Here is a 25862-nt window from a genome sequence, read left to right as displayed (position 1 = left end):
CTTCAAATTTCCTCCTTCCATTCCGTCAGCGCGGGATTCAGATCAAGGATGGATTCGTATTGAGCGGGGTTTCCCCAGCGGCCCTCGGGGTCAAGCGCTTTGTACCTGTGGTACTTGCGGAGCTTGGATTCCCAATCGCCGGACCAGCCCAGATGCTGCACCCTTAGATCGCTCAGCTTGCCCGGCAAGGCCGTGTAGGTGATAGGGAGACGCGGCACATGATGATCCTGCTGCGGATATAGGCAAGGAAAGCCCGGCAAATAACGAACGAGCGCCATCGTATGCCGACGGTGAATTCCCCACCATTCGTCATCGCGGTATTGCGTGCGGCCATTCCAGAGATCGTAGAAACGAAAGGCAACCCAATCATACTGATCCTGATCGATCAGCGATCGGATCTCCGAGCAGGCCCTTGCTTCATACAGCTCATCGGCATCGACCGCCAGCAGCCAATCCGGGTCCGTGGTCATCGCCGCTTGCCAGAGCAGCGTTCTCAGCCGCCATTCTTGCTGGAACAAGGGCTGGGGGAGCTCGACGAGCCGAACGACTTTAGGGCATCTCCGGCAGATTTCCGCGGTATCATCCTCGCTGGCATCATCGACGATGACAATCTCGTCCACGAAGGAGACAAGCCGCTCAAGCACCTCGGTCAGATATTGCCCGCTTTCATTGCGAACCTGCATCATGGCAGTCAGCTTGTTCCCGGATTTCTTCCGCACCCTCCGCGCTGCTTCCACCAGTTGTTCCCCCTTCCGTCGTCGAACGGCTGCTGCCGCGTCCTTCGCTTTCCGTGCGCAATCGCGATCGCAGACGAGACAAAGCTTCATCTCCAGCTCTGATTTCCTGGATATAAGCCAGAGCGTCGCGATCCATCTCGACTGCGGCAAGCAGATCGCCGATGCCTCCATGCCGATCTCCTCGCAGCACGCCAACCCGGCCCCGCAGCACTAGATAATCCCTCCGGTCGCCGGGTTGAATCAGGCGCTCGGGGGTAAGGATGGACAGGGCCTCTTCCCAGCGGCCCGCGTCGAGCAGAATGCGAAGCCGAATGGCCGCAGCTGCGGGCGAAGCGTCCTCGGCCAGAAGGGCGAGAGCGCCGTTCCAGTCATCGTTGTATCTAAGCAATTGCGCCTGCGCAAGCGTTGCGAGTCCCGCCTCAGCCAGTCGGCACAGCTCCTCGTAGCGCAAGCGGTCTTCCTCAGCCAGTGCCGACACGCCGTAAGCATCCAGCGCTTCGGGAAAGCTTCCTTGCCTTGCCAAGATCGCGGACAGAAAACGGTAATGCGTCTGCAGACTGTCCGCGCGTCCAAGGCGAACGGCGTGCAGGAACGCTTCCAGCAGAAGGGAAGGAGCTTCGGGGCGCATGAGCAAATAGTCATAGACGGCCAGCAGGAACGATACGGTTTCGTGCGGCCCGATCCGTTGCCGCAAGTCTTCGTAACCGTGCGCCAGCAACTGCCGCTGTTCCGTTACCGCCTTGATTGGAGCGGATTCGCCCGCAAGCAAGCTCGCTATGGCCCTCTCCAGGAAAGTTTCCCAGTCGGGAGGAGGGTCTGTCGCTTGGTTTGACCGGTCTTCTCCGATTCCCGCCAGCTCACGGGAATCTCTAAGCAGCAGCGCGGCCTCCTTCTTCAGCGATTGTTCCAGATAAAGCGCCTCGGACTCGGCGGCGAACAGATCGGCGAGGGCGGCGCATTGGCGCAGCCGATCGCGCCAACGCGCCTCGCCCTCCTCCGGAATGCCCTCCGGCAGTAGAACAAGAAGCCGCTCCGCGCGAAGGGCGGCGGCATCTCCGATCCAATAGGGATGCGTAACGACAGCAAGCTCCGGACGCTTCAGCCGCGCTCGGGCTTCTTCGGGATTGAGAGGGGCAAGCCAATCCGGGTAACCCTCCGTGCGAGTATCCTCCGTGACGTAATAGACGGCTCTCCGATTGCGCAAGGCGGCTAAAGCTCGCGCATAAGGGAACCGCGACCAAGGAACGTGGGGGAAAATCGCGATTGCCATCTCTTGCAGCGCCTCCCCGTGCATGCTCTCCGGCGGACCGGGAGCGTATGGGAGCATTTTATGGCAGCGGAAGGCAAAGGGTGTCTGAGGCGATTGGTAACATTTCGGGAGATTATTTGGGGAATAAACGATCGGATAAGAGGAATTTTGCGGGATGATGTTGAAACTTGTCAGTATAATGAATTGTATTGCACGCGACTTACGAAAGAAGGCAGGGAGCACCATGGTTCAAGAATACCGGATCGGCGTAATCGCGCCGCACTTGGACGGCGAATATTACGGAAGGCTGCTTCCTCATATTCACCAGGCCGTTCGGAAGAGACAATCTCAGCTATTCGCCATACAGGTTGCAGACGACTACTTGGGCATCACTGCGCTGGTAGAACCACTTGCCCTTCAACTGATCGATGCATGGATTGTGATTCTTCCTTCTGCAAGCGCTTCTTTCCTGGAGCTGCTGAGCGAGAGCGGGAAGCCATTCGTATGTGTGGGCTTTCAGTCGCCCTTTCCGAACGGGCATTCCGTCCTTGTGGAGAATCGTTCGAGCATGAAAGCGGCGGTGAAGCACCTTATCGATCACGGTCATCGCGAGATCGCTTTTATCGGCAATCTGGACCAGTACGATCTCCAAGAGCGTTACAAGGGTTATCGGGATGCGCTGGAGGAGGGCGAAATTCCCTTCGACGAGAGATGGGTCGTCAAGACCAAGGATAACCTGCTTGAAGGCGGCAGCCTCGCGACGGAGGAGCTCTTTCATCGGAGCGCGCCTTTTACCGCGATCGCGGCAGGGGCCGATTTGAACGCTCTGGGCGCTATCGATTGCCTGGCCGGCAAAGGCTATCAGGTTCCGCGCGATTACGCGGTGACGGGATTTGACGACATCCATCAAGCGGCGATCAATTATCCGTCCCTGACCACCGTTCGCCAGCCCTTCGAGCAGATGGCGAACGCGGCAGTCCGCAGAGCGTTCGAACTCATGGAAGGGCGTGCTTCTGACAACGAACGGGCGATCTTCGTCCCCGCGGAGCTGATCGTCAGGTCGTCCTGCGCATGCTCCGAGAGAAGCCAATTCACGACATCGGACGATTTCGACCGTTATCTGCTTAATCTGTCTCAACTGCGGAGCTCCCTTCACAGCATTACTCTGAATAACTATCAGATGACGAAGAGTCTGATCAATGCAACAAAGGATGAGAGGATCGATATCTCCAAGCTGTTCTGGAACCTCGCACACTGGGGATGTCTGGCGCTGTGGGAGGAGGATGAGGAAGGGCGGCGTCACTTGGCCGTGCGGCAGACGTTCAGCAAACGCGGCGAGCAGGTGCCCCCGGAGGGCCGGAAGTACGATCTGCAAAGCTTTCCCCCGCTTGATTATTTGCCTTACGGAGCGCGTCCGGGCGGAGAGGATATCGTCATTCTGCATCCTGTAACCTCCGAACTGAAAAATTGGGGTTACATCGCGCTGGCCGGCCCGCTCGATCCGCTCAACAATTTCGTTGCGAACGATCTTTCGCGTCATACCTTTACGATTCTTGCCGTCGCGCTGGATCGGGAGCTGCTGTTCGAGCAGGTTCGATCGATTGCCGAGAAGCTGGAGATTGTATCGCGGACGACCAACGACGGAATCTGGGATTGGGATCTGACCACGGGCAAGATTGAATGGAACATTCGCGCGCACAAGATTCTGAATATGTCGGCCTCGAAGCTGACGAGTCAACCGCGTTCGCTGCTGAAGCTGGTTCATCCGGAGGATCGGAGACGAGTAGGCTTTGCATTCACGCTCTCCGGTCTGAGCATTCAGCCCATCCAGCTGGAGTTCCGCATTCAGGGCGCCGAGGGCCAGTGGCTATGGGTCTATCTCGCAGGGGATATCGTACGGGATGCGTCAGGTACGCCAACCCGGCTTATCGGCTCCTTGGCCGATATTACCGAGAAGAAGATCAATGAAGCGCGGATTACGCAAATGGCGTACCGGGATGCGCTCACGGGACTTCCCAACCGGCTGATGTTCAAGGAGCAGGTGCTTGCGGCGATGGCTGACCGGGAGCATGACAGGCTGAAGCTGGCTGTCATGATGATCGACCTGGATCGCTTCAAGATCGTGAACGATACGATGGGTCATCACATGGGGGATTTGCTGCTTCAGCACGCGTCCGGGATGCTGCGGGAGTGCGTTGGGGAGCAGGATGTCGTAGCCCGCTTGGGCGGCGATGAATTTATTGTGCTGCTGTCCAGAATCGAAGGCGCGGAAGAAATCCATCACGTCGCCAATCGCATGCTTGAGCTGCTTAAGAAGCCCTTTGTGCTGGAGGGGCAGGAGTTTTATTTGTCGGCAAGCATTGGCGCTTGCGTCTATCCTTGCGATGGCGAGGATGTCGACGCGCTGATCCGGTTCGCCGATCTGGCCATGTATTACTCGAAGGACAGCGGCGGCAATCAATTGAAGGTGTACACTCCCGCTCTTAGCTCGAAGAGGGTGGAGCGCTTTAATATGGAATCGGCGCTTAGATACGCGCTGGAACGGGGGGAGCTAACGCTTAATTTTCAACCTCAGGTGGCGCTGGCTACGGGCAAGGTGTACGGCGCCGAGACGCTAATCCGATGGAATTCCTCCGACGGGAAGACGATCCAGCCCGGAGACTTCATTCCTCTGGCGGAGGAGACCGGGCTGATTGTTCCGATCGGGCAGTGGGTGCTGGAGAGGGCCTGCCGGGAATGCAAGCGTTGGATAAGGGCGGGAATGCCGTCGTTGGTCATTTCGGTGAATATCTCCGCGCTGCAGTTCCAGCAGGACGATTTTCCCGAGATCGTGCGCAAGGTGCTGGAGGAGACCGGAATCGAGCCGTTTAACCTGTGCCTGGAAATTACCGAGCATACGGCGGTGCAGGACATGGAGCACAGCATCCGAATGCTGGGGGAGCTTGTCAGCATCGGGGTGAAGATTGCGATAGACGACTTCGGCATCGGTCAATCCTCGCTCTTGTGGCTGAAGAAGCTGCCCGTTCATATCGTTAAAATAGATCCGTCCTTCATTCTGAATATGATCGAGGATTCCGACGATTTGGCCATTGCCAAGGCCGTTATCGATATGTCCCACAGTCTCGGGCTTTCCGTTACGGCGGAAGGCGTCGAGACGGAGGAGCAGCTGCAGAGACTGCAGCAATTGCAATGCGATCGAATTCAGGGCTTTTTTACCGGTCGCCCGATGACCTCGGAGCAATTTATTGCGTATTTCAAGGAAATCGCGAATTGGTAGGAGCGAGCAGGAGGAATAGCGTGGGGAGCCGCAGGAGGACGCCGGGACGTTCTCCTGCGGCTTTTTTTGACGGGAAGTTGCCTTGTGCGGCAGGATCGGGAAAGTCCCCGTTGAAATGGTATATTATTCTATTATACGCTCGGTATCCTCGCTTGCGTCCCAGCCTCGATAGCTTATGCGCAGCTTGCGCTGGGCCCATACCGCTTCCTGAACGAGCTTCAGATGCGATTCGCGCGCTGGAGCCGAATGCCAGCCCGCACCGTCTACGTGGATGCGATTCCTGACGTATTCGGCATCCTTGCGGACGGCTTCCGGCAGGGCCGAAAGCAGCTTGTCGAACGCGGTGTCGGCTTGTTCGTTCAGCCCCAAATCCTTGACGACGCTGGAATCGTGAACAAGAAGCAGGGAACGGATCTCCCCGCTTGTCATGCCCGTGATGCGATGGCGATAGCCTTCGGATAACGACCAGCCTCCCGATGACCCGCGTTCCGCATACACGGGGATACCCGCTGTCGTCAGCGCCTCCATATCGCGATGAACGGTGCGCTCGGACACTTCCAGTCGTCCGGCGATATCGCGAGTCGTCAATCTTCCGTGAGCCTGAAGCAGCGCGAGAATGGTTAACAGACGGTCGGCTCTCATGCATGAGCCTCCTTTTCGGAATGCTGGTTTCAGTATACCCGATATATATGACAATAGCTGTCATAATGGAAGGCTATGCTGGCAGAGCAGGAACAAACTATAGGTCATTCAAGGAGGATAACCGCAATGGAGAAGAGGACGCTGGAAGGCAAGGTTGCGCTTGTAGCGGGGGCGACAAGGGGAGCGGGCAGGGCGATCGCCATGATGCTCGGAGCGGCGGGAGCCACGGTGTACGTCACGGGAAGAAGCGTCAAAGGAGCCCCGTCGGATATCGGCAGGCAAGAGACGATCGAGGAAACCGCGCAAATGGTCAATGACCAAGGGGGAAGAGGCATTAGTGTCCGGGTGGATCATACCGAGGAAAAGGAGGTTCGGCGGCTGTTCGAGCAAGTGAGAGAGGAGCAGGACGGCCAACTGGACATTCTAGTGAACGATGTGTGGGGCGGCGAGAAGCTGACCGAATGGGGCACTCCGTTCTGGGAAGCTTCGCTGGACAAGGCGCTTCTCATGCAGAGAAGGGCGGTCCATTCTCATATGATTACGAGCTATTACGGCGCTCCGCTTCTCGTGGGCAGGAAGCAGGGGCTCGTGATCGAGGTGACGGACGGCTACGATTACCGCTATCGCGGTAATTTGCCGTACAGTCTGGCGAAGATTTCCGTCGTTCATCTGGCGGAGGCGCTTGCTGCGGAGCTCCGGCCGCATCGCGTGGCGGCCGTATCTGTGACGCCGGGTTTTCTCAGATCGGAGGAAATGCTGGATTATTTCGGAGTAACGGAGGAGAATTGGCGCGAGGCGGGGCTTCAGGATCGCCATTTTCTGCAATCGGAAACCCCGTTTTTCCTCGGGCGAGGAGTAGTTGCATTGGCGGCCGACTCCGATCTCATGAGCAAGTCGGGCAAAGCGTTCACATCCTGGGGACTGTCCGACGAATACGGCATCGAAGACGTAGACGGAAGGCGTCCCCATTGGGGGAGGCATGCGGAGCGGGAGGGGATATGATGTCTTGATCCTTCTCTTTCCGCTTTAGGAAGCAACGGCCTCCGGCTGACCGGCTTTGTCGCTCCGGCGGTCGTAGGCGATCCAGAGAATCCCGGTGACGACGGCCAGCAGCAGAATCGGTATGAGAGTGCGGGTCAATTGGAGCGATACGGATGTGACGAATAGAAAATACAGTGTCGCTCCCGCGCCCAGCGCCGACATCTGGAAGGGAACGATGGCGAGCGGATGCGCCACTTGCCGGCGGATATCAAGCGGCAGCGGCGCTCCCGTCATCGTGCGTGTCATCTTCCACAGCTTCATCAGGCGGGGCATGGACAAGGCCCACATTGCCAGAAGCGGAATAAGGGTCAGCGGCAAATGAAGCAGCACGCGCTCCTTCCAGAAGGCGGAATCCATATACGAGGCCATGGTCAACGTGGCGGCTACGACGACAAGAGCGGGAACGGTCAGATAAGCGACCCATACCATTTGCTTGCGAATTTTGCGGTTCAGCCTTTCCGCCGATCCTCCGTAGAGCAATCTGGATGCTTTGCGGCCTGCGATCCACGAGAGAAGCGTCAGGAGCAGCGCGCTTCCGTAAATCACGGTGGTCAGAAAAGAGAACAATCGGACAACCTCCTCTGCAATCCTCAGAGTTATCAATGATAGAGTACATTCCTTCTATTACTAACCGCGAACGGGGGAGAACGTAACCTCTCAGGGAGCGGCTTCCTCTACGGTGATATTGCCGGTATCCGTTCTGACCTTAATATAGTCAGATGTCTGACGCAGAGATTCAGGAGATTGGACTCTGCCTGTATCGGTCTTCAAATCGTAAAATCCCGTAAATCCGGAAGGCACCTGAACAAACACGTTTCCGACATCGCTAGAAATCTCGACAATAGAAAAATCCTGCTTGTAGAGCTTGACGTTCCCGGAGTCCACCGATATGTCGGCGGCGCCGACGACATTCTCCAGGGTAATGTTACCTGTGTCCACGGAAGCGGTAAGCGCGGTTTCGATACGGTCGCTCTTGATATTCCCGGAGTCCACCTTGAGGGACAGCGTGTCGCTCTTGAAGTTGTTCAGCGTAACGTTGCCGGAATCGCTGGACAATTCGACTTTCTTGATGGGCAGCAGCGCCGCATCGACCAGATCGAGATTCCCGGAATCGAGCTTCATGCTCAAAGCGTCGAGCTTGGCGCCGTCTGCGAGGGAGACGACAATCTCTTCTTTGGTGCTTGTAAAATTGAAATCGAAGAAGTTGATGAACTTCTTGGGCTTGCGGACAAGATCGAGCTGGAGAGTGCCGTTCGAGATGACCGTGGCGTTCGTCTCTTCGATCATCTTCTCCGTTCCCTGGCCTTTCAGAAATACGCTATTGCGGCCGTCCGGGCTCTTGGCGAAGGTCAGCTTAACGTTATAATCGCTTTTGATGTGCAAGCTGCGCAATTCGTCGGCCGAGAAGGACCATTCCTTTTCGAAGGAAGGCAGATCGGTTTTCTCCGATTGCCAGTCATAATTCAATGCGCCTACGCCTCCGATAATGATGAGGCAGAATGCGGTGAAATACCAAAATGTTCTCATGCTCGAATTCTCCCTCTTTCCTTCTTGCCGTTCCAGCCGATATAGCTTCTGGATACGCGCATCAGCCACTTCCCGTAATGAAGAGATACGGCGAACATCAGCATGCCGACCCCGACATAGCCGATTGCCAGATAGACCTTATAGGTCGCATATCCGTCGTACAGAAAATGCTCCAGCGCCAGCGCGCCCGGGGCCAATACCCCGACGGTGGCAACTCCGATTGCGGCAACGAGAAACGCCCATAACGCCGCGAACACCGGAATCGCAAACAAACTTTTGAAGAAAAGCGCAAGCATCATGCCGATCGTTCGGGGAATGCTCTTGGACGAAGGCGGCTGAGCCGGGTAAGCCGGAGCCGGAGTCGGAAACCAGCGCCCCATCGCTTCCTGAGCGACAAGAACGGGATTTCCCAGCATGTGTACAACTTCTTCTTCAGTGCGCCCGCATTCTCTGCCATATGTGAAATGAGCTTCGTAATCCTGCAACAGATCGTTTCGCTCCTTCTCGGGCATCGCCGAGAGAGAGTAGCGAAGCGTCTCCATAAAGTACTGTTTGTTCATGGGATAATCTTCCTTTCCGTATGCCTGAGCTTATTATAGCGCAGCGAGATTGATGTGGCATCAGACGAAGGTAGATGGCAAACCCAGACTCAAGTTGGGGTTCACCAGCTCGCATCATCTGGAAGGAGGGCCGGAAATGCAGTCAGGGCGGGGATTTTGGTCACTTGCTCCTTCGCGGCGGCTCTTCTTTATTTCGTAGGACTTTCCGACCGTTTACCAAAATTTTAACTAGGAATGCTGCTTTGTAAGGTATAATATGTAAAAAGGATTGAAAGAGGGGGAGAGCGGAGTACTGTCGGCGATCACTATAAGCACAATCAAAAAAAAGGACGTGTATAAATGCTTTTCGGCAAAAAAATGGCGTTAACGATGGGCGTGCTGTTGTTTGCAGGAGCGCTTGCGGGCTGCAGCGGGAACAAAGGCGACAAGGAGAGCGAGACCAAATCGACTCTTAAGGTTATGCATTATGACGAAAGAAGCTTCTATCAGCAGTATGGAATGCTGTTCTCTGCCGTTCACCCGGAGGTTGAGATTGAAGTGGTGTCCACTTCAAGCGTCATATACGAGGAAGGCAAGGATATGGAGAAGGCGATGAAGGATTTCATCGCGGAGCAGAAGCCGGATGTGCTAATGATTGGCGAACAGGAATACGAGAGCATGGCCGGAGAAGGCAAGCTTTACAACCTGGATTCCTTCATTAAGAAGGATAACTTTGATCTCGAGGGCATTGCGCCGGGAATTATCGATTATATTAAGCAACGAAGCGGAGGCAACCTCTTCGGACTTGTTCCGAGCTTCTATAGCCAGGCCATCTACTATAACAAGGATATGTTCAACAAGTACGGAATCGACCTGCCGGAGGATCGCATGACCTGGGAGAAGCTGCTGCAGCTCGCGGCCAGATTCCCGACGGACGGTACGGGCGCGGATCGCGTCTATGGCTTGAAGGCAGGCTACCAAACCAATCTCTATTACTTGGGAATGGCGATCGGCTCCTCCCAGGGCTTGTCTTATATCAATCCGACGTCCATGCAGATGATGATTAATTCGGACTCCTGGAAATCGGTCTACGAGATGGCGGACAAAGCGATCAAATCGGGCTCTCTCTACTCGGAGGACCCGAACGCAAGCATGACGTCTTCCTCCTCCTATGAGGATTACTTGCTGAGAGATCCGTTCATCGGGGGCAAGGTCGCGATGACGATGGAAGGCAATTATCTGATGGAGCAGATTAAGGAAGCGAAAACCAGACTGAAGGATAAGGGCATTCAGAATTGGGACGTCGTAACGGTGCCCGTGAACCCGCAAAATCCCGAGGAAAGCACGGGAATGTCCATCGGCCAGATTTTCGCGATCGACGCGAATACGGCCAACGCCGATGCGGCCTGGAAATTTCTTAGCTACATCAACGGCGACGAGTTCGCCCGAGTGACCTCCAAGCTGCAGAATGGGGGCTTCTCCACCCGTACGAAATACATCGACAACAGCTTCGGCATTCATATGGAGGCCTTCTATAGCTTGAAGCCGATGGAAAATAGCCAATACAAGGGCTTCGATAAAATCCCGCAGCAATTCTATATGAAGTTCGACCCGTTGACGCAGGAGGAATTCCAAAAGGTCTCGGACGGCAAGCTTGGGGTAGCGGAAGCGCTCGATAACCTGCAGGCCAAGGGGCAGAAGCTGCTGACGGAAGAAGCGGAAGCGGAGAAGAAGAAGAAGGCTGCCGACGGTACACCGGCCGTGGAACAGGCCCCGCAAGCCTCAGGCGCCGCTGCGGAATAAGTTCTCCTTCGTGAGGAAAGCCTATTTTTGTCCAACTTGTGAATTGTGACTTTAATTCGTCACATCTTTGTGCTAAAATAGTCACATATAGCGCTTACACAGAAGGAGGGCTTCCTCATGAAGAATAAAGAAATGTCTCGCATGCTGAAGTGGGTATCTGCGATTGTGATCGCGGTGGGCGTCGTCTGCTGCCTCATGAACCTGGCACAATTCAATGATCGTAACCTGGGCTTGATGGTCGGGATCGGATTTCTCATCGGCGGCGTTCAAATTATGATGTTCGGCGTCATTGCGCCACTGATGCAAAAAAACCAAGAAGCTCCACCTGCTCCAACTAAGGAGGAGCTTGCCTAAAGCTTCAAGCACAGAAAGGCTTGAGCGGAACTTTGAGTTCCGTTCAAGCCTTTTTTCTCATGCTATTCCTACGAAATCGCGGCGCAATGCGGGTCCGTCCAAACAGGGAGTATGTAATAAAAATCACAAAGTGACAAAATGGTGAACAAACTCGTGTCAAAATTTCAACGTTTAGTTGTCTCCTTTGTTAACTGGGGAGAACTTCGCGGCGATTTCTGATATGTTGTTAGCAGATGAGGGATGCCGTGTTCGGCGAACCTCGGCAATATTGCGCTTGAGGGCGGAGGCTCCGGGCGCTGGCAAGCAGCCAGAAGATAGGGGAGATGGTAATGATGAAGGGGTTGCGGCGCCTAACGGCCGTCCTATCGCTCATCGCGATGACGATTCTGATGACCGGCTGTACCGAGAAGATGATCGTGCTTAATCCGAAGGGCGAGATCGGCAAGCATCAGTTGGATTTGATTGTGATCTCAACGGTGCTCTGTCTGGTAGTCATTGTGCCCGTTCTGATCCTTACGTTCTATTTGGTATGGAAATATCGCCACAAGCCGGGCAAGGATGCCAAGTACGATCCGACCTGGGAGCACAGCACGAAGCTGGAGGCGATCTGGTGGGGCGTGCCGATCGTGATTATCGCGATTCTCGGCTTCATTACGATCAGGTATACGTATATGCTGGAACCGTCCAAGCCTCTTAAGCATGAAGCCAAGCCGATTGTCATCCAAGTCACCTCGCTGGATTGGAAGTGGCTGTTCCAATATCCGGAGCAGGATATCGCTACGGTGAACTATATCGAATTCCCGGAAAATGTTCCGGTCGAGTTTCGCCTGACCTCGGACGCGCCGATGAACTCGTTCTGGATTCCGCAGCTCGGAGGACAGATTTACACGATGTCCGGAATGGCGATGAAGCTTCATCTGATTGCGGACGAGCCGGGCTCCTACATGGGCATGGGCGCGAACTTCAGCGGCCGCGATTTCGGCAAGATGCAATTTATCGCCAAGGCGACCAGCCAAGAGGAATTCGATCAGTGGGTCGAGGAAGTCAAGAAATCCTCTCCCGCGTTAACGACGGAGGGCTACGAACAGCTGGCTGAGCCGGGCGTATCCGAGGTGCAAACCTTCTCCTCGATTCCGGAAGGCTTGTTCGAGAGAATCGTGACCAAATACGGCGGACATAACCATGGCTCCAAGGAGACCGAGAACGCCAGCAATCAAGAAGACTAACGAGCCATGACTCAAGAGGAAGGAAGGTGCCGGGATGTGGGACAAGATTAAAGAGTTCTCCTCCGAATTTTTCGTTACGGGCGATCCCCTTATCTACGGGGCGGACGTAGCTATCGTACTGACGCTCGTCGCGGTCGTGACCGCGCTCACGTATTTCAAAAAGTGGGGCTGGCTGTGGAAGGAATGGCTGACGACAGTCGACCACAAAAGAATTGGAATTATGTATGTCATCGCGTCGCTGTTGATGCTGTTCCGCGGCGGTGTCGATGCGCTGCTCATGCGGACGCAACTGGCGGTCCCGGATATGGATTTCCTGACTCCGGAGCACTATAACCAGATTTTCACGACCCACGGGGTCATCATGATTTTATTCATGGCCATGCCGCTTATGTTCGGCTTGTTCAACCTAGTTATTCCGCTTCAGATCGGGGCCAGAGACGTGGCGTATCCGTTCCTGAACTCGCTCAGCTTCTGGCTGTTCCTGTCGGGAGCGATGCTGTTCAACCTGTCCTTCGTTATCGGGGGCTCTCCGGACGCAGGATGGCTGGCCTATCCGCCATTGTCGGAGCTGTCTCATAGTCCGGGTGTCGGACAAGACTTCTATATCTGGGGGATTCAGATTTCCGGGATCGGAAGCTTGATGACGGGTATCAACTTTATCGTAACCATTCTGAAGATGCGGGCGCCAGGAATGAAGCTGATGAAGATGCCGATGTTCTCTTGGTCGGTGCTGTCGAGCTGCTTGACCATCATTCTGGCGTTCCCGATTCTGACGGTTACGCTCGCGCTGCTCTTCATCGACCGTTATTTCGGGGCGCACTTCTTCACGCTTGACGGCGGCGGCAACCCAATGATGTATATCAACCTCATCTGGATGTGGGGACATCCGGAGGTTTACATTGTTATTCTGCCTGCGTTCGGGATCTTCTCCGAGGTTGTGGCGACCTTCTCGAAAAAACGGCTGTTCGGCTACAAATCGATGGTATTCGCGCTCATGAGCATCAGCGTGGCGTCGTTCTTTACTTGGGCGCATCACTTCTTCACGATGGGCTCGGGAGCCAACGTAAATGCGTTCTTTGCGGTGACGACGATGATCATCGCCATCCCGACGGGCGTAAAGGTGTTCAACTGGCTGTTCACCATGTATCGAGGGCGATTGTCATTCCCGACTCCAATGCTCTGGATGATCGGTTTTATTCCTTGCTTCGTCGTGGGCGGAATGACGGGCGTACTGCTTTCCGTGGCGCCTGCGGACTTCCAGTTCCATAACAGCTACTTCCTGATCGCCCACTTCCACCAAGTGCTGATCGGCGGCGTTGCGTTCGGTTATTTCGCGGGCCTCTACTACTGGTGGCCGAAGGTGTTCGGCTTCAAGCTGAATGAGAAAATCGGCAAATGGGCATTCTGGCTGTGGAATATCGGCTTCTATGTATGTTTCATGCCGCAATACGTCCTCGGCTTGATGGGGATGACGCGGCGCGTCAGCAGCTACGGCTGGGACAAAGGCTGGTACGAGCTGAACTTGACCTCGACGATCGGCGGCTTCCTGATGGGAATCGGCTTCCTGTTCCAGGTGTGGCAAATTCTGCACAGCATCAAGTTCATGGAGAAGGATACGACTGGAGATCCGTGGGACGGCCGGACGCTGGAATGGTCCATTCCTTCGCCTGCGCCAGCCTACAACTTTGCGACGCTTCCTCGCGTCGAGGAGAAGGACGATTGGTGGGAACAGAAGCTTCGTCTTCAGGAAGGCCAAGCGCCAAGGCCTAAGCCCAAGCTGGAGCCGATTCATATGCCCAAGAACTCGGGCATCCCTGTCATCATGTCGGGATTTTTCTTCTTCGTCGGATTCGGGCTTGTCTTCGATTGGCTGTGGATGGCGATTCCGGGATTCATCGGCGTAGGCGTCTGCATGCTTGTCCATTCCTTTAACTACAATACGGATTATTATATTCCGGTTGATGAAATCAAGCGCACGGAAGCTGCGGCGGGGAGGAGCGTCTAATGGCTAAGACTTCAAAGCATAGTACCTCTGCTCCGGCGCATGACGGCGGGCACGCTCACGAGGGGCATCACGACCTTGAAGGCATGCGTATGATGGGCTTCTGGATTTTCCTGATTACCGACTGTATTTTGTTCGGTACGTTGTTTGCGACGTATGTGGTGCTAAGCGGCAATACCGCCGGCGGTCCGACCGGGGCCGAGCTGTTCGAGATGCCGGGCATCATTGCGGAGACGTTCATCCTGTTGACGAGCAGCTTTACGAGCGGCCTCGCCGTGCTGGCTATGAACAAGGGAGATCGCAAAGGATTGATTCTCTGGCTTGCCGTTACCGTCGCGCTCGGAGCGTCGTTCATCGCGCTTGAAGTGTCGGAGTTCGTGACGCTGGTGCACGAAGGGGCGACAATCTCGACAAGCGCTTCCTGGTCCGCGTTCTTTACCTTGGTCGGAACGCACGGTCTTCACGTATCCATCGGTCTTGTATGGATGCTGGCGATTATGATTCAGTTGGGCCGCCACGGCATCAACTCCGTCACGCGCCGCAAGGTAAACATCATCAGCCTGTACTGGCACTTTCTTGATGTGGTGTGGATCTTCGTCTTCACGATCGTCTATCTGATGGGGGTGATGTAAGATGGCGCAGCATACGAATCACGGATCGCACGGCGCGCATGACGATCATGGCTCGCATGAATCGCACGGATCGCTTAAATCTTATGTCATCGGATTCGTTCTGTCTCTCGTGCTGACGGCGATTCCTTTGATCGTCGTTCTGAACGATGTGCTGGAAGGGAATGCCGCCAAGGTCGTGCTGCTCGGCTCTGCGGTTCTGCAATTCGTCGTTCAGTTGTTCTACTTCATGCACCTTAAGGAAGAAGGCAAGCCAAGATACAACCTGATGGTGCTTATTCTTGGATTGATTATCGTCCTCACCATCGTGGCGGGATCGATCTGGATTATGACCTACAATAAAGTGGCTTAAGGGTAGCTGCAAGGGCTGCCTGAACCGACAAAGGAGCTGTCCCGCAAAGGGCAGCTCCTTTTTTGCCGAATCGGCGGGATGCGGCGAGAATCAGGCTTCCAGCACGATTCTGACGCCCCACGGTTCGAGCGCAAGCTCCTGTCCGGCATCGACCGGCTCGTCATGCAACAGCTCCCGGGCAGGTCCGTGCGAGTAGAGGAGCGTCGTCGGCTCGTTGGAATAGTTGAAATAATAACGGACGGAGCGGCCCTGCTTGTTGATTCCCGACTTCACGATCAGCGGGAAGGCCGCCTGCTGATCGATTCCCCAGAGCCCGGCTTCCCGGACCGTCCTCTCCAATACGCGATTGATAATCTTGGCCGATGTCATACAGGCGACATAGGTTGCCTTGCCCTTGCCATAGGTGTTGCTGGTAATGGCCGCGTATTGCCCCCAATGCGGATGGTTGTAATACGCAACCACCTCCGCGGTAGTTGGCGAAACCAGCTCCATCCACGTATGAACTTGCGGATCGTCGGCGCTTGCATCGAATGACGGACTGCCGCGAAGCTGTACGTTGGAGGGCTCCACGAACACGCTGTATGTGATTCCGGCAGCCTCATGCAGGATTCCGGGCTGCACGGTCGTGCGAACCTTGACGTGCTCGTCCGCGAAGCCGGATTTGAAGGTATACAGGACATGCCCGCCGCTCTGAACAAACTCATTCAACCGTTCAAGGGTTTCGTCCGAAGCCGCGTACAGAGCCGGAACGATAATCAATCGATAGTCGTTCAGGTTTTCCCTTCCATCCGGGACAAAGTCGCATGCGACGTTCAGCTTGTACAGCTCGTCGTATATCCAGCGAACAACATCGTTGTAGCTCTTGCCGCCGGGGAGCTTGAACCATTCCATCGCGGTGAGCGCTTCATTGCTGATCATAATGGCGACGTCATTGCGCTTGTGAAGATCGATCAGATGCTCGCCAAGCTCTTCGAAGCTCTTTCCGATCGTCTTCGCCTCATTGTATATCGGGTTGGGCAGGAAATCGTGGCTGAGCAGGCCTTTCCAGTAGGTCTCGAAGGAATTGTGAATGGAATGCCAGTGCCAATAGGCAACCATGTTAGCGCCTGAAGCCAGATGACTGAAGGCGAGCTGACGCAGTTGGCCCGGGTACGGCGTCCAATCCGGGAAAGCCTGAGCCTGGGTTTCCAGCACCAAATAGTTGCGGCCCTTCAGCGAACGGGCGATATCCCCGCCGAACGATATTTCAATGCCGGTCAGCTTGTCCTGCGAAGGGTGATAGATGTCGACCCCTGCGATATCGAAGGCTTCCGCCGCACGAAAATGATCTACCGAAGGTTGGATTCCGTAAGAGTAGCCCCGCCATTCGAAGTCGAAGTTCTGGGTAACGAATTGCTCGGGTTTCTTGTATTCGCGGACAAGGTCTGCTTGCCAGGCCAGGAATCGGGTTACGAGCCCGCGCTGGAATTTGGCAAACTCCGCCCCCAGACTGCCGTTGATCGTTCCTACGACGGACGGGAAGTCTTCCCAGCTGTTGATCCGATTGCTCCAGTAATCCAAGCCGAACTTCCGGTTCACCTCGTCCAGCGTCTGGAACCGATCGCGCATGTACTTGACGAATTGAAACTGAACGTTCGCTCCCGCGGTATCGTAATGCTTCGTTTCATTATCGGTTTGGTATCCGATAATAGCGGGATGATCCTTCACATGTCCGATCAGCTTCCGGATAATCCGCTCGGCGTAGAAGAGGTACGTTTTATTGGTGATGTCCATGATCTGGCGAGCGCCGTAACGTCCAGGTCCTTTGGCGGTTTCGGCCAGAACCTCCGGATGCTCCTTCACCATCCAGGTAGGGACAGCGTAGGTGGGCGTGCCGACGATCACCTGGATTCCCGCTTGATGCATGGCATCGAGAACCCGGTCCACGGAGGTGAAGTCGAATACGCCGTTTTGCGGTTCATGCGTGCTCCAGGTGGACTCCGCGATGCGAACGACGTTGATGCCGGCTTCCTTCATCATGCGTATGTCTTCTTCGAGACGTTCATAGGGCATGTATTCGTCGTAATAGGCAACTCCGTACAATAGTTTTTGCATGTCGATGAAATCCCCCTTCGAGGGTTGGAATAGAATCAAGGTCGGGAGCAAACGATGGTGTTAAACGATTCGGGAGCCAGTTCGAAGGCTGCGGCTTCTTCTCCGAACGAGATGGTAACGGTCCGAGCCTCGGCGAACGGATTGGCGATGACCACAACCCGGTCTCCGAAAGGCGTAAGGAAGGCCGCAGAGTTGCCTGTCCAGTGCCCGCGCACGCCAAGGCGACGCGAGCCGGGTACGACGAAATGCGAGAAATGCTTCATCACGAAAAATTCCGGATTGAAGACCATCGTGCGGGCTTCGGGATGAACGGTTACCATCGCGTTCTGCTCCCACCCCCAAGTGCTTCTGCCCTTCGGCTCAAGCGCCATGTTCCAATAGATATAAGCGTTGACGCCGTTAGTAAAATAATGCTGAAACAGATTAAACACATATTTTGCGTAAAACCAGGTGTTCTCTCCATCGCCGCATTCGTTCTCCGTCTGCATATAACGCAGCTCGGGATAGCTCATGACCGTTCGTTGGATGCCGTACTTGCCCGCCCATTGATAGCCGACGCCCTTCACATATCTGTAAGCCTTCGGGTCGCTGAGTACGGTGTGCGCGTAGGCATCGTGGTCTTGCGCGGTTTTCTTCATCCATTCATCCCAAGGCTCGGGCGCATTCAGGGTTCCCAGCCAGATTTCTGCGGTAATCCCGTGCTTCTCGAATGCGGGGCCGAGATAATCGGCGATGAATTCTCTTAATTGATGGCCGGTCCATCGGCAGGACGGGAATTTCTGATCCGCCACGACTTCGTTCTGGACATGCAGTTGGTGAATGGCGATGCCCTCGTTCCGATAAGCCAGCACGAACTTGACGAGATATAGCGCGTAAGCTTCGAGAATATCCTTCTCCCAACGCAAGGTGCCGTAATTATAGGCTTTCGGGTATTTCATCCACGTAGGCGGACTCCATGGCGACGCGAACAGCTTGAGGCTCGGATTCAGCGCCAGCGCCTCCTTGATATAGGGGATCAATTGCTTTTTGTCCCGCTCGATCGAGAAGTGCTCCATGGCAAGATCGCCGTCCGTCTCGTTCAGGCTGTACCAGTCGGATGCGTAATCGCTCGCTCCAATCGGAAGCCGGCAAATACTGAACTTCAGTTCGCCCTCCGGATGGAACAGGGCATGGAGAAGGCTGGCGCGATCCTCGCGGGACAAGTGCCGAAGCGCTTCCCAACCCAGCTCATTGAAGCAGCCGCCAAAGCCCTCCACATTTTGCAGAAGCTCGCCGGTTACGGTCAATTCGACGGGGCCATCCCCTTCGCGATGTTGCGGCTGTCTCTCTATCCAGCCCTTCTCCTCCGTACTGGATATCCAGCGGAATAACGCCTTTGTCATCGGGCATTCAACCTCCAGCAGTGTAATTGATTTCTATGTGCTCTAAGTATATAGTGATCTCATATGCGTGTAGATTGTCCAAATCACGCAAGATTTACCCAAATCGAGGGTGGTTGATGAGATGAAGGAGCTTAAGCCGACTCCTTATGCCGAATGGCATCATAAGGTGCGATGGCTTCCAGCGATGGACTGGAACGTCAAGTTTTACGGCGCACACGAGCAGCAAGTGCCATATGGCTGGAGCGTGCCGGCAGAGGCGCATATCGGCTTCGAGATCAATCTGATCCTGGAGGGCTCCCAGGAGACGACAATCGAGCATAATCGATACGCGCTTAACGCCGGCGATATACTGCTGGTGCCCGCCGGCTTTCACCATGTCATTCGCTGCACCTCGCGCGAAGGCATGAGCTACTTCTGCGCTCACTTTAATGTAGACGAGCCGATTTTCCGGCAGTTAATGGTCAAACATGGTCAGGTCGTTTATCCGAAGGGAAGCAACGGCAATGCCGCGCTTCGTCCCGTCGTCGATCAATGGTTGGATTTGCTTCGCGCGAAAACGGTCTTTACAACCGAGGATCGCTTCCACATCCAGATGCTGCTGTTCGAGCTGTTCAGGCATCTGGTCAGGATGGTGATGCAGGAGAAGGAACAGCGGCAGGAAACGCTCAGGCCGCCTTCATCGCTTCACTATGCCAAAGCGATTGAGGAGGCTTTGAAGGCTGGCGTGAAGACGCTTGCGGCAGAGGAAGGAGAGGGAGGGACGGCTGTGCGCGTCGAGGAGATTGCCGCTTCCCTCGGCATTACACAGGGCTATGCTTCAGAAATCTTTCGGAAGGTGTACGGCTTGTCGCCGAGGCAGTATTTGTCCGAGCTTAAGCTCCATGAAGCCAAGGTGCTGATCCAGCAGCCCCGAATCTCGCTAGGAGAAGCGGCTGCCCGGTTAGGCTACGCGCATCTGTCCCATTTCAGCAGGCAGTTCAAGCGTTGGACCGGCATGAGTCCGCTTCAGTATCGGCGTCAAAGCGGACATTCGGATCGCTCCTGATCAAGGCTTCAGCCTTAGGAGAGGTCGGGGGGCTGATTCCGATATTGGTTCGGGGTCATTCCGGTGTACTTCTTGAATACCTGGAAGAAATACTTCTCGTCCTGGTAGCCGACATCATGCGCGACATCCGCAATCCGCAAGCCTCTGTCCTTGAACAGCTGGCAGGCCCGATCGATACGAATGCGATGGAGGTAATCGAGAAAGCTCGTCTGCATCTGCTGCTTAAAAAGCAAGCTGACGTAGCCCGGCGTAATATACACCTCGCGAGCGACCGTTTCCCGGCTAATATCCTTATGGGAATTCTGCTGAATGTAAGAAAGCACGGCCTCGAAGAGCTTGTTCCCGTTTTTCCGCGAATTCAGCTGTTGCCCGACGGCGAGGGCCGTATCGGTCAAGGCGCTCATGATGCTATCCATGCTCGATCTCTCCAGCATGTGCGTAATGCTCGTCAGGTTCTGGCCGAATACCTCCTGCACGTTGACGTTTTTCTCGATGCAAAGCCGATACAGAGCGAAGAACAGGGAGAAGATCGAATTTAGCACATGATCCTTCGATGCGTTTTCAGGATGTAGGGCTTGCAGAAAGGCGCTTAATCGCTCCCGAATCGCAGGCTCTTCCCCATGGATGACGGCTTGAAGGACCGTCTTTTCCACCCCTAACGGGTAGGAGGTGTGCTCCGATTCCCCTTCCACGGCCTCCATGTAGTCCACGATCTTCTCTTCGCCGATATAGAAGGCGGCATTCAGGGCGCGGACGGCCTCCTGGTAGGAGAGGCGCAGATGGCTGACTTCCGTTCCCATGCTTCCGATACCGACGCTGACCGTGAATTTGAGGTAGCTTCCGGCATTTTGCTGAATGCTCTCCGCGCAGCTTGCAAGGGATTCGCGGGAGAGCCATTCCTCTGTATTCAGAAGCAGGATCAGCTCGTCATTGCGCTCGAATGCCGCGCACTGGCCGAGAGGGCTCATAATCTCCTCGGAAATGTTTTTCAGGCCGTATTTATAGAGCTCGATATCCTCGCTGCTTATCCGCTTCTGGAAGGAATGAAAATTATCCATTCGAATGACCATGATGCCAAAAAAACGGTGAGGCAGCGTCATGTCATTCATTTTCAGATTGGCGAGCAGTCGGGCGTAGGGAGGATTCTCGGACAGGACAAGCCGATTAAGCGTATTCTCCTTAAGCAAAGGAAAGCTCTGATGAAATCCTTCCTTCAGCTGCTCCAGCTTCCGGGATTTCCTTCGCTCCTTCTCGATCTCTTCGGTCAACGCCACCACCAGCTCGAGAATTTCCTGCCTCCGGCTCGGCTTGAGCAAGTAATGGCAAGCTCCGATCGCCATGGCCTTCTGCGCATACGCGAATTCATCGTAACCGCTCATGATGACGCATTTAATGTCCGGATACAGGCGGGAGACTTGCTCGATGAGCTCAAGGCCGTCAATCTCCGGCATCCGGATATCGGTCAGCAGAATATCGACAGGCGTATGCTCCAGCAATTCCAAGGCCTCCGCGCCGTCCCGCGCCTCAGCAACGATGCGAATATGATGGGAGTCCCAATCGATTAAGGTTCGAATCCCGTTCCGCGCGCGTTCCTCGTCGTCGACGATCATCAGATTCATCATTTGATTAGCCCGCCTTCCGATTCTTTCATCGCCGGAATTCTGATCTCCACGATCGTTCCTGCTCCCGGCTCGCTTGAGAAACGTAATTCGAAGTTGTCCTTATAGAAATGCCGCAGGCGCTCATGGACGTTCTGGACGGCATATCCGCCGGTTTCCTTCGCCGTGTAGGTATCGCTCTCGCTGCGCATCTCCTTGATCTGCTCCATCGCTTTCGGGGACATGCCCGGCCCGTTGTCTTCGATGCGAAAATACAGCTGATGTCCGTCTCGCCTTCCGGAGATTCGAATGAACCCGCCGCCGCGCTGGCGCTCGATGCCGTGAACGATCGCATTTTCCACGAAAGGCTGCAGGCTCAGCTTCAAGATGACGTAGGCGTCCAAGTCCGGGGGAATCTGAATTTCATAGCCCAGCAGATCCTTGAAGCGCATCTTTTGCAGCGATAAATACAGCTCTAGCAGCTCTCGCTCCTTCGAGACGCTGGTGAAGCTCTTGCCTCGATTCAGGCTGAGGCGAAACAGGCGCGAAAGATTGATGATCATCTCGCCGATTCTCTCCTGTCCGGCCGCCTCGGCCTCCCAGAAAATCGTATCCAGCATGTTGTACAGAAAATGAGGATTGATCTGAGATTGCAGAGCCTTCAATTCGGCTTCCTGTTCACGTAATCGAAGGACGTAGGCATCATCCACGAGCGCTTTGATATTCGCAACCATATTGTTGTACCCCCGGCTGAGGTGTCCGATCTCGTCCCCGTACTTGATTTCGATCTTCTCGTCGAACTGGCCGTTCTGAAACCGTCTCATCGATTGCAGCAGGTTTTTGATGGGCGCCGTCAGGAAGGAGGAGAGCAGCATGAGAATCGGGATGGTGAGCAGCAGCCAGCCGACAATCATAAGAGCGACGAACAGCTTGATCGAATTCAATTCATTGGTCAGGAGGCTCAGCGGAACGGTATAGAGAATCTGCCACCCCTGTTCTCCGGAGCTGAAGGACAGGAGCAGATCTTCCCCGCCGACGGAAATGACCTTGGAGCCGGAACCGCCGCTGTTGTCGCGGATCTGCCGCAGCTCTTGCTCGTTTCCGGTATAGAATTCTTTGCCGGCGGACAGCATTAAAGCGCCGTTCTCGTCCAGGATAACGATGCCGTGGTCTCTATCGTACATATTGTTCAAGTACCTGTTCATGATGGTCCTCTTATTCACGCCCACGAAGATAAAGCCGATATTTTTGCCGTTCTTCACATCGCGTACGATTCGGGTCATGCCGATTTTGTCGTTCCTGTTGTTCTGGATGAACGTATTGTTCTCTTCGGTAAGCGGAAACCAATAAGAGGCGCCGCTTAATGCCGCGGTCTTGCGATAGATATCGTTGGACTTGATCTCTTCGAGCGTATAGGCTCCGCTGCTGTCGTCGGTCGCCACCTGAAACAGCGGAAGTCCCGAGCGGCCGTAAAGCGCGACGTAATCAAAGTTTCCCGTAACGAGCATCTGATCCATCAGGGTGGAGTTGGACTCGTTGAACAATAAGGGCTCAAGCGAATCGGAGTCTGCGGCGGGCTTCGTCAGGATGTTCTGGATGACCGGAGCTATGCTGAACACCGTTACCCAATTGGCCATGGCGCGCTGCAGCGAGGAGAAGTTGTTCTCAACGACCTTCAAGGCGCCCAGGTTGGTCGTGCTGACCTTGTTCACGATCTGCTTCTCGGAGGTTCGGATGGAATAATAACCGAGCGATAGGGAGAAGACGGCCATCAGGAAGGAAAACAAAATGATGATTTTATACTTCAGACTCCTATTCAAATAAAATTTGAGCATGTCCGCATCCCTGACCTTCCGCGCAATTTGTTCTCATCATATCCGCCCTACATGTATTCGACAATAATGGGAACGATATATTCGATAATCTTAAACCTTGCGCGTCTTTTCTCTACTGACCGCTGCAGACCGGCTTTGTTATTATGCTTGCAGAACCACAAAAACATTTCGTTCAGGGGGAAATTCCATGGTGATTTCGAAGAAATGGGCCCGCGCTTCCATTTCGGCCGTCGTGCTTGCTGCCGTTACCGTATTGTCCGCTTGCGGCAACAGCAATAACGCGGGCAACGGCGCAAGCCCAACCGCAACGGGCGGCAATGCCGCATCGGGCGGCGAGCAGGTTACGCTTCGCTTCTTCTCGAACCTGCCTGACCGGAAGTCGGGTCAAGGCCTTGCCGAGCAGATGATTATCGATAACTACGTAAAGGAAAATCCGAACGTCAAAATCGATGTCGAGGCGCTGGCCGAAGAGCCGTTCAAAAACAAGCTCAAAGCTTATATGGCCTCCAACGAGCCGCTGGACATCACGATGGTTCATGGCGGTGCGGAGCTTAACACGCTAGTTCAGGCGGGTTATGTCAAAGAAATCGATCCCAAAGCGTACGAAGGAGAGCAATTCAACTTCCTGCCCGGCGTCTACAAGTCGTTCACCTTCGGCGACAAGCTATACGGATTGCCGCGGAACAGCGATTACGAGGTCATCTACTACAACAAGAAGCTGTTCGATGACAACGGCGTCAAGGTTCCGACCACATTTACCGAATTGCTTGCAACCATCAAAGCGTTCCGCGATAAGAATATCGCGCCAATGTCCATTAACGGCAAGGATCTGTGGAGCTTCGGCTTGATGTTCCAGAACGTCGTTCAGCGCTACAGCGGCGATCAAAACCTGATTCTGGACGCTGTGGACAAGAAGAAGAAATTCACCGATGACGAGAGCTTCCTGAAAGCGGCGCAATACATGGCCCAGCTTCGCGACCAAAAGCTGTTCCAGGATGCGTTCATGACGGCCGATTACGGCGCTTCGCAAAATCTGTTCTCCCAAGGAAAAGCGGCGATGTGGTATATGGGATCGTGGGAAGCGGGGATGGCGACGAATGCAAGCCTGTCCGAAGACTTCCGCAAAAATCTCAATGCGGCGTACTTCCCGATTGCGGAGGACGGCAAGGGCGTAGCGACCGATCTCATTGCTTGGAACGGCGGCGGCTACGCGCTCGTGAACAGCTCCAAGCATCCGGAGGAAGCGAAGAAGTTTTTCGATTATATCTTCAATGCCAAGCAATGGCCGAAGATCGCCTGGGATACGGGGGCGGCCGTACCGGCTCAAAAGTATGACCTAACCGGCAACGAAAGCGAAGTGCAGAAGCAGTTGACGGACGTGCTCGTGAAAGCGACCTCGACTCCGGGCGCTTCCTTCATAGACTATGGTTCTCCGAAGTTTAAGGACGACGTGCAAAATGCGCTCGGCAAGTTTTTCTCCAGCAAAGAGAAGCCCGAGGAGCTGCTGGCTGCCCTCCAGGCGGCGGCAGACAGCCAATAAGCCTCGCGGTACCGTTATTAACCTGTATGATCAAGACACCGGTAAGGACAGGCGGCGAGTCCTGTCCTTATCCTTTTCCTAGGGGGTGAATCGTGCCATGCATAGAGTGCTGCACAACAAAACCGCGATTTTCCTGTTTGTTTTTCCGGGGCTGCTGCTCTTTGTTCTGACTTTCCTGGCGCCGATGCTGTTGAGCGGCTACTACTCCTTGACGGACACGCTGGGACCGGGCACGAAAATCCATATGGTCGGTCTGCAAAATTATATAGACTTGATCGTTCATGATACAAAGTTTTGGAAGGCGCTTAGAAATGCCGTCTTGCTCGGGCTGGGATTCATACTTCTTCAGCACCCGATATGTATCTTCTTCGCCATCCTGCTGGATCGTATCGGCGGCAAGGCCGAGAAGGTGTTTCGCACGATTTTCTTTATCCCTTGCGTGATTTCGGTTGTCGTCATCTCCAAGATGTGGCTGTCGATTCTCGATCCGACCTTCGGCATGGTCAACAAATTGCTGGATGTTATCGGTCTTGACGCCTTGAAGCACGCTTGGCTAGGCGAGAGCGGCACGGCGCTGGGCTCGATGCTGTTCATCCTCATCTGGGCGGGATTCGGCTGGGGGCTGCTGTTCTACTATGCCGGCGTCAAAGGGATTCCCGAGGACCTGTATGAAGCGGCGAGCCTGGACGGGGCGTCCGGTCTGAGGCTTCATCTTCGAATTACGATTCCTTTGCTGGCCCCTGTAATCGCCGTTCAGGTGACGCTGGCGATGATTACGGCATTGAAGCAGATGGAATTGGTTTTCCTGACCACCAACGGCGGCCCGGGCGACTCGACGCAGTTCCTTGCGGTGTATCTGTACAACAAAGCTTTCTCGGCCAGCCAGTACGGATATGCCAATGCGATATCCATCCTGTTTATTATCGTCTGCTTGATCGCTACTTACCTCAGCAACAAATTTATCCGCAGCGATGCGACGGAATACTAGGG

General features: G+C 54.7%; 21 protein-coding genes. 11 read left to right on the top strand and 10 right to left on the bottom strand.

The window, feature by feature from the left end; all coding sequences use genetic code 11:
• Nucleotides 1–2: 2 nt before the first annotated feature.
• Both ACFO1S_RS08900 and ACFO1S_RS08895 read right to left on the bottom strand, forming a co-directional pair.
• The gene (locus ACFO1S_RS08900; protein WP_378126623.1) at nucleotides 3–737 is read right to left on the bottom strand and encodes a glycosyltransferase; all 735 of its coding nucleotides are present in this window, start codon (nucleotides 735–737) and stop codon (nucleotides 3–5) included.
• A complete protein-coding gene (locus ACFO1S_RS08895; RefSeq protein WP_378126621.1) occupies nucleotides 667–2007 on the bottom strand; it encodes a hypothetical protein in 1341 nt (446 codons plus the stop codon). The genes ACFO1S_RS08900 and ACFO1S_RS08895 overlap by 71 nt, the downstream gene beginning before the upstream one ends.
• A 223-nt stretch (nucleotides 2008–2230) precedes the next feature.
• On the opposite strand from ACFO1S_RS08895, the gene ACFO1S_RS08890 reads away from it, so the two are divergent.
• Complete coding sequence (locus tag ACFO1S_RS08890; protein WP_204602712.1) at nucleotides 2231–5263, top strand: EAL domain-containing protein; 3033 nt, start codon at nucleotides 2231–2233, stop codon at nucleotides 5261–5263.
• A gap of 123 nt (nucleotides 5264–5386) precedes the next feature.
• Here ACFO1S_RS08890 and ACFO1S_RS08885 read toward each other — a convergent pair whose 3' ends face one another.
• The gene (locus tag ACFO1S_RS08885; RefSeq protein ID WP_204602713.1) at nucleotides 5387–5905 is read right to left on the bottom strand and encodes a helix-turn-helix transcriptional regulator; all 519 of its coding nucleotides are present in this window, start codon (nucleotides 5903–5905) and stop codon (nucleotides 5387–5389) included.
• A gap of 126 nt (nucleotides 5906–6031) precedes the next feature.
• Between ACFO1S_RS08885 and ACFO1S_RS08880 the strand changes: the two genes are divergently transcribed.
• Nucleotides 6032–6907 (top strand): SDR family oxidoreductase, encoded by an 876-nt coding sequence (locus ACFO1S_RS08880; RefSeq protein WP_204602714.1) that lies wholly within the window; start codon nucleotides 6032–6034, stop codon nucleotides 6905–6907.
• A gap of 24 nt (nucleotides 6908–6931) precedes the next feature.
• Here ACFO1S_RS08880 and ACFO1S_RS08875 read toward each other — a convergent pair whose 3' ends face one another.
• The 3 genes from ACFO1S_RS08875 to ACFO1S_RS08865 all read right to left on the bottom strand — a co-directional run bounded on the left by ACFO1S_RS08875 (nucleotide 6932) and on the right by ACFO1S_RS08865 (nucleotide 9033).
• Nucleotides 6932–7513 carry a hypothetical protein gene (locus ACFO1S_RS08875; RefSeq protein WP_204602715.1) on the bottom strand — a complete coding sequence of 194 codons (582 nt, stop codon included), beginning with the start codon at nucleotides 7511–7513 and terminating at the stop codon, nucleotides 6932–6934.
• A gap of 90 nt (nucleotides 7514–7603) precedes the next feature.
• Entirely contained in the window at nucleotides 7604–8473 is an 870-nt protein-coding gene (locus tag ACFO1S_RS08870; protein WP_204602716.1) for a DUF4097 family beta strand repeat-containing protein, read from the bottom strand.
• On the bottom strand, nucleotides 8470–9033 hold the full coding sequence (locus ACFO1S_RS08865; protein ID WP_204602717.1) for a DUF1700 domain-containing protein: 564 nt from the start codon (nucleotides 9031–9033) through the stop codon (nucleotides 8470–8472). Before ACFO1S_RS08865 ends, ACFO1S_RS08870 begins: the two co-directional genes overlap by 4 nt.
• 339 nt (nucleotides 9034–9372) lie before the next feature.
• Between ACFO1S_RS08865 and ACFO1S_RS08860 the strand changes: the two genes are divergently transcribed.
• The 6 genes from ACFO1S_RS08860 (at nucleotide 9373) to cyoD (ending at nucleotide 15378) form a co-directional block, all read left to right on the top strand.
• Nucleotides 9373–10815, top strand: coding sequence for an ABC transporter substrate-binding protein (locus ACFO1S_RS08860; protein ID WP_204602718.1), 1443 nt, complete (start codon nucleotides 9373–9375; stop codon nucleotides 10813–10815).
• Nucleotides 10816–10932: 117 nt separating this feature from the next.
• On the top strand, nucleotides 10933–11169 hold the full coding sequence (locus ACFO1S_RS08855; RefSeq protein ID WP_204602719.1) for a hypothetical protein: 237 nt from the start codon (nucleotides 10933–10935) through the stop codon (nucleotides 11167–11169).
• Between the two features lie 329 nt (nucleotides 11170–11498).
• Entirely contained in the window at nucleotides 11499–12395 is an 897-nt protein-coding gene (gene cyoA, locus ACFO1S_RS08850; RefSeq protein ID WP_204602720.1) for a ubiquinol oxidase subunit II, read from the top strand.
• Nucleotides 12396–12429: 34 nt separating this feature from the next.
• Nucleotides 12430–14400, top strand: coding sequence for a cbb3-type cytochrome c oxidase subunit I (locus ACFO1S_RS08845; protein ID WP_204602721.1), 1971 nt, complete (start codon nucleotides 12430–12432; stop codon nucleotides 14398–14400).
• Nucleotides 14400–15029, top strand: coding sequence for a cytochrome o ubiquinol oxidase subunit III (cyoC, locus tag ACFO1S_RS08840; protein ID WP_204602722.1), 630 nt, complete (start codon nucleotides 14400–14402; stop codon nucleotides 15027–15029). The genes ACFO1S_RS08845 and cyoC overlap by 1 nt, the downstream gene beginning before the upstream one ends.
• A gap of 1 nt (nucleotide 15030) precedes the next feature.
• Nucleotides 15031–15378, top strand: coding sequence for a cytochrome o ubiquinol oxidase subunit IV (gene cyoD / locus ACFO1S_RS08835; protein WP_204602723.1), 348 nt, complete (start codon nucleotides 15031–15033; stop codon nucleotides 15376–15378).
• Nucleotides 15379–15468: 90 nt separating this feature from the next.
• Here the strand turns inward: cyoD and ACFO1S_RS08830 are convergent, their stop codons facing one another.
• Nucleotides 15469–17472: a beta-galactosidase gene (locus tag ACFO1S_RS08830; protein ID WP_204602724.1), complete on the bottom strand. Its 2004-nt coding sequence runs from the start codon at nucleotides 17470–17472 to the stop codon at nucleotides 15469–15471.
• A gap of 35 nt (nucleotides 17473–17507) precedes the next feature.
• Nucleotides 17508–18854 (bottom strand): glycoside hydrolase family 30 protein, encoded by a 1347-nt coding sequence (locus ACFO1S_RS08825; protein WP_204602725.1) that lies wholly within the window; start codon nucleotides 18852–18854, stop codon nucleotides 17508–17510.
• A gap of 121 nt (nucleotides 18855–18975) precedes the next feature.
• On the opposite strand from ACFO1S_RS08825, the gene ACFO1S_RS08820 reads away from it, so the two are divergent.
• On the top strand, nucleotides 18976–19899 hold the full coding sequence (locus ACFO1S_RS08820) for a helix-turn-helix domain-containing protein (RefSeq protein ID WP_204602726.1): 924 nt from the start codon (nucleotides 18976–18978) through the stop codon (nucleotides 19897–19899).
• A 14-nt stretch (nucleotides 19900–19913) separates the two neighbouring features.
• Here the strand turns inward: ACFO1S_RS08820 and ACFO1S_RS08815 are convergent, their stop codons facing one another.
• Entirely contained in the window at nucleotides 19914–21521 is a 1608-nt protein-coding gene (locus ACFO1S_RS08815; RefSeq protein WP_204602727.1) for a response regulator, read from the bottom strand.
• Entirely contained in the window at nucleotides 21518–23332 is a 1815-nt protein-coding gene (locus ACFO1S_RS08810) for a sensor histidine kinase (protein WP_378126616.1), read from the bottom strand. Before ACFO1S_RS08810 ends, ACFO1S_RS08815 begins: the two co-directional genes overlap by 4 nt.
• A gap of 187 nt (nucleotides 23333–23519) precedes the next feature.
• Between ACFO1S_RS08810 and ACFO1S_RS08805 the strand changes: the two genes are divergently transcribed.
• On the top strand, nucleotides 23520–24872 hold the full coding sequence (locus tag ACFO1S_RS08805; protein ID WP_204602729.1) for an ABC transporter substrate-binding protein: 1353 nt from the start codon (nucleotides 23520–23522) through the stop codon (nucleotides 24870–24872).
• Nucleotides 24873–24969: 97 nt separating this feature from the next.
• The gene (locus ACFO1S_RS08800) at nucleotides 24970–25860 is read left to right on the top strand and encodes a carbohydrate ABC transporter permease (RefSeq protein ID WP_204602730.1); all 891 of its coding nucleotides are present in this window, start codon (nucleotides 24970–24972) and stop codon (nucleotides 25858–25860) included.
• Nucleotides 25861–25862 lie beyond the last annotated feature (2 nt).

The sequence above is a fragment of the Cohnella boryungensis genome (assembly GCF_042651945.1).
GTDB classification, from domain to species: Bacteria; Bacillota; Bacilli; order Paenibacillales; family Paenibacillaceae; genus Cohnella; species Cohnella boryungensis.
Note: the sequence above shows the minus strand (reverse complement) of the source record. Positions and strands in the feature narration are given on the sequence as shown.

Excerpts from the sequence above, each read along its gene's own strand:
- ACFO1S_RS08860 (WP_204602718.1), top strand. The coding sequence starts at position 9,373 with ATGCTTTTCGGCAAAAAAATGGCGTTAACGATGGGCGTGCTGTTGTTT.
- ACFO1S_RS08895 (WP_378126621.1), bottom strand. The coding sequence starts at position 2,007 with ATGGCAATCGCGATTTTCCCCCACGTTCCTTGGTCGCGGTTCCCTTAT.
- ACFO1S_RS08815 (WP_204602727.1), bottom strand. The coding sequence starts at position 21,521 with ATGATGAATCTGATGATCGTCGACGACGAGGAACGCGCGCGGAACGGG.
- ACFO1S_RS08890 (WP_204602712.1), top strand. The coding sequence starts at position 2,231 with ATGGTTCAAGAATACCGGATCGGCGTAATCGCGCCGCACTTGGACGGC.
- ACFO1S_RS08855 (WP_204602719.1), top strand. The coding sequence starts at position 10,933 with ATGAAGAATAAAGAAATGTCTCGCATGCTGAAGTGGGTATCTGCGATT.
- cyoC (WP_204602722.1), top strand. The coding sequence starts at position 14,400 with ATGGCTAAGACTTCAAAGCATAGTACCTCTGCTCCGGCGCATGACGGC.
- cyoD (WP_204602723.1), top strand. The coding sequence starts at position 15,031 with ATGGCGCAGCATACGAATCACGGATCGCACGGCGCGCATGACGATCAT.
- ACFO1S_RS08800 (WP_204602730.1), top strand. The coding sequence starts at position 24,970 with ATGCATAGAGTGCTGCACAACAAAACCGCGATTTTCCTGTTTGTTTTT.
- ACFO1S_RS08820 (WP_204602726.1), top strand. The coding sequence starts at position 18,976 with ATGAAGGAGCTTAAGCCGACTCCTTATGCCGAATGGCATCATAAGGTG.
- ACFO1S_RS08805 (WP_204602729.1), top strand. The coding sequence starts at position 23,520 with ATGGTGATTTCGAAGAAATGGGCCCGCGCTTCCATTTCGGCCGTCGTG.
- ACFO1S_RS08825 (WP_204602725.1), bottom strand. The coding sequence starts at position 18,854 with ATGACAAAGGCGTTATTCCGCTGGATATCCAGTACGGAGGAGAAGGGC.
- ACFO1S_RS08880 (WP_204602714.1), top strand. The coding sequence starts at position 6,032 with ATGGAGAAGAGGACGCTGGAAGGCAAGGTTGCGCTTGTAGCGGGGGCG.
- ACFO1S_RS08845 (WP_204602721.1), top strand. The coding sequence starts at position 12,430 with ATGTGGGACAAGATTAAAGAGTTCTCCTCCGAATTTTTCGTTACGGGC.
- ACFO1S_RS08830 (WP_204602724.1), bottom strand. The coding sequence starts at position 17,472 with ATGCAAAAACTATTGTACGGAGTTGCCTATTACGACGAATACATGCCC.
- cyoA (WP_204602720.1), top strand. The coding sequence starts at position 11,499 with ATGATGAAGGGGTTGCGGCGCCTAACGGCCGTCCTATCGCTCATCGCG.
- ACFO1S_RS08870 (WP_204602716.1), bottom strand. The coding sequence starts at position 8,473 with ATGAGAACATTTTGGTATTTCACCGCATTCTGCCTCATCATTATCGGA.
- ACFO1S_RS08810 (WP_378126616.1), bottom strand. The coding sequence starts at position 23,332 with ATGCTCAAATTTTATTTGAATAGGAGTCTGAAGTATAAAATCATCATT.
- ACFO1S_RS08865 (WP_204602717.1), bottom strand. The coding sequence starts at position 9,033 with ATGAACAAACAGTACTTTATGGAGACGCTTCGCTACTCTCTCTCGGCG.
- ACFO1S_RS08885 (WP_204602713.1), bottom strand. The coding sequence starts at position 5,905 with ATGAGAGCCGACCGTCTGTTAACCATTCTCGCGCTGCTTCAGGCTCAC.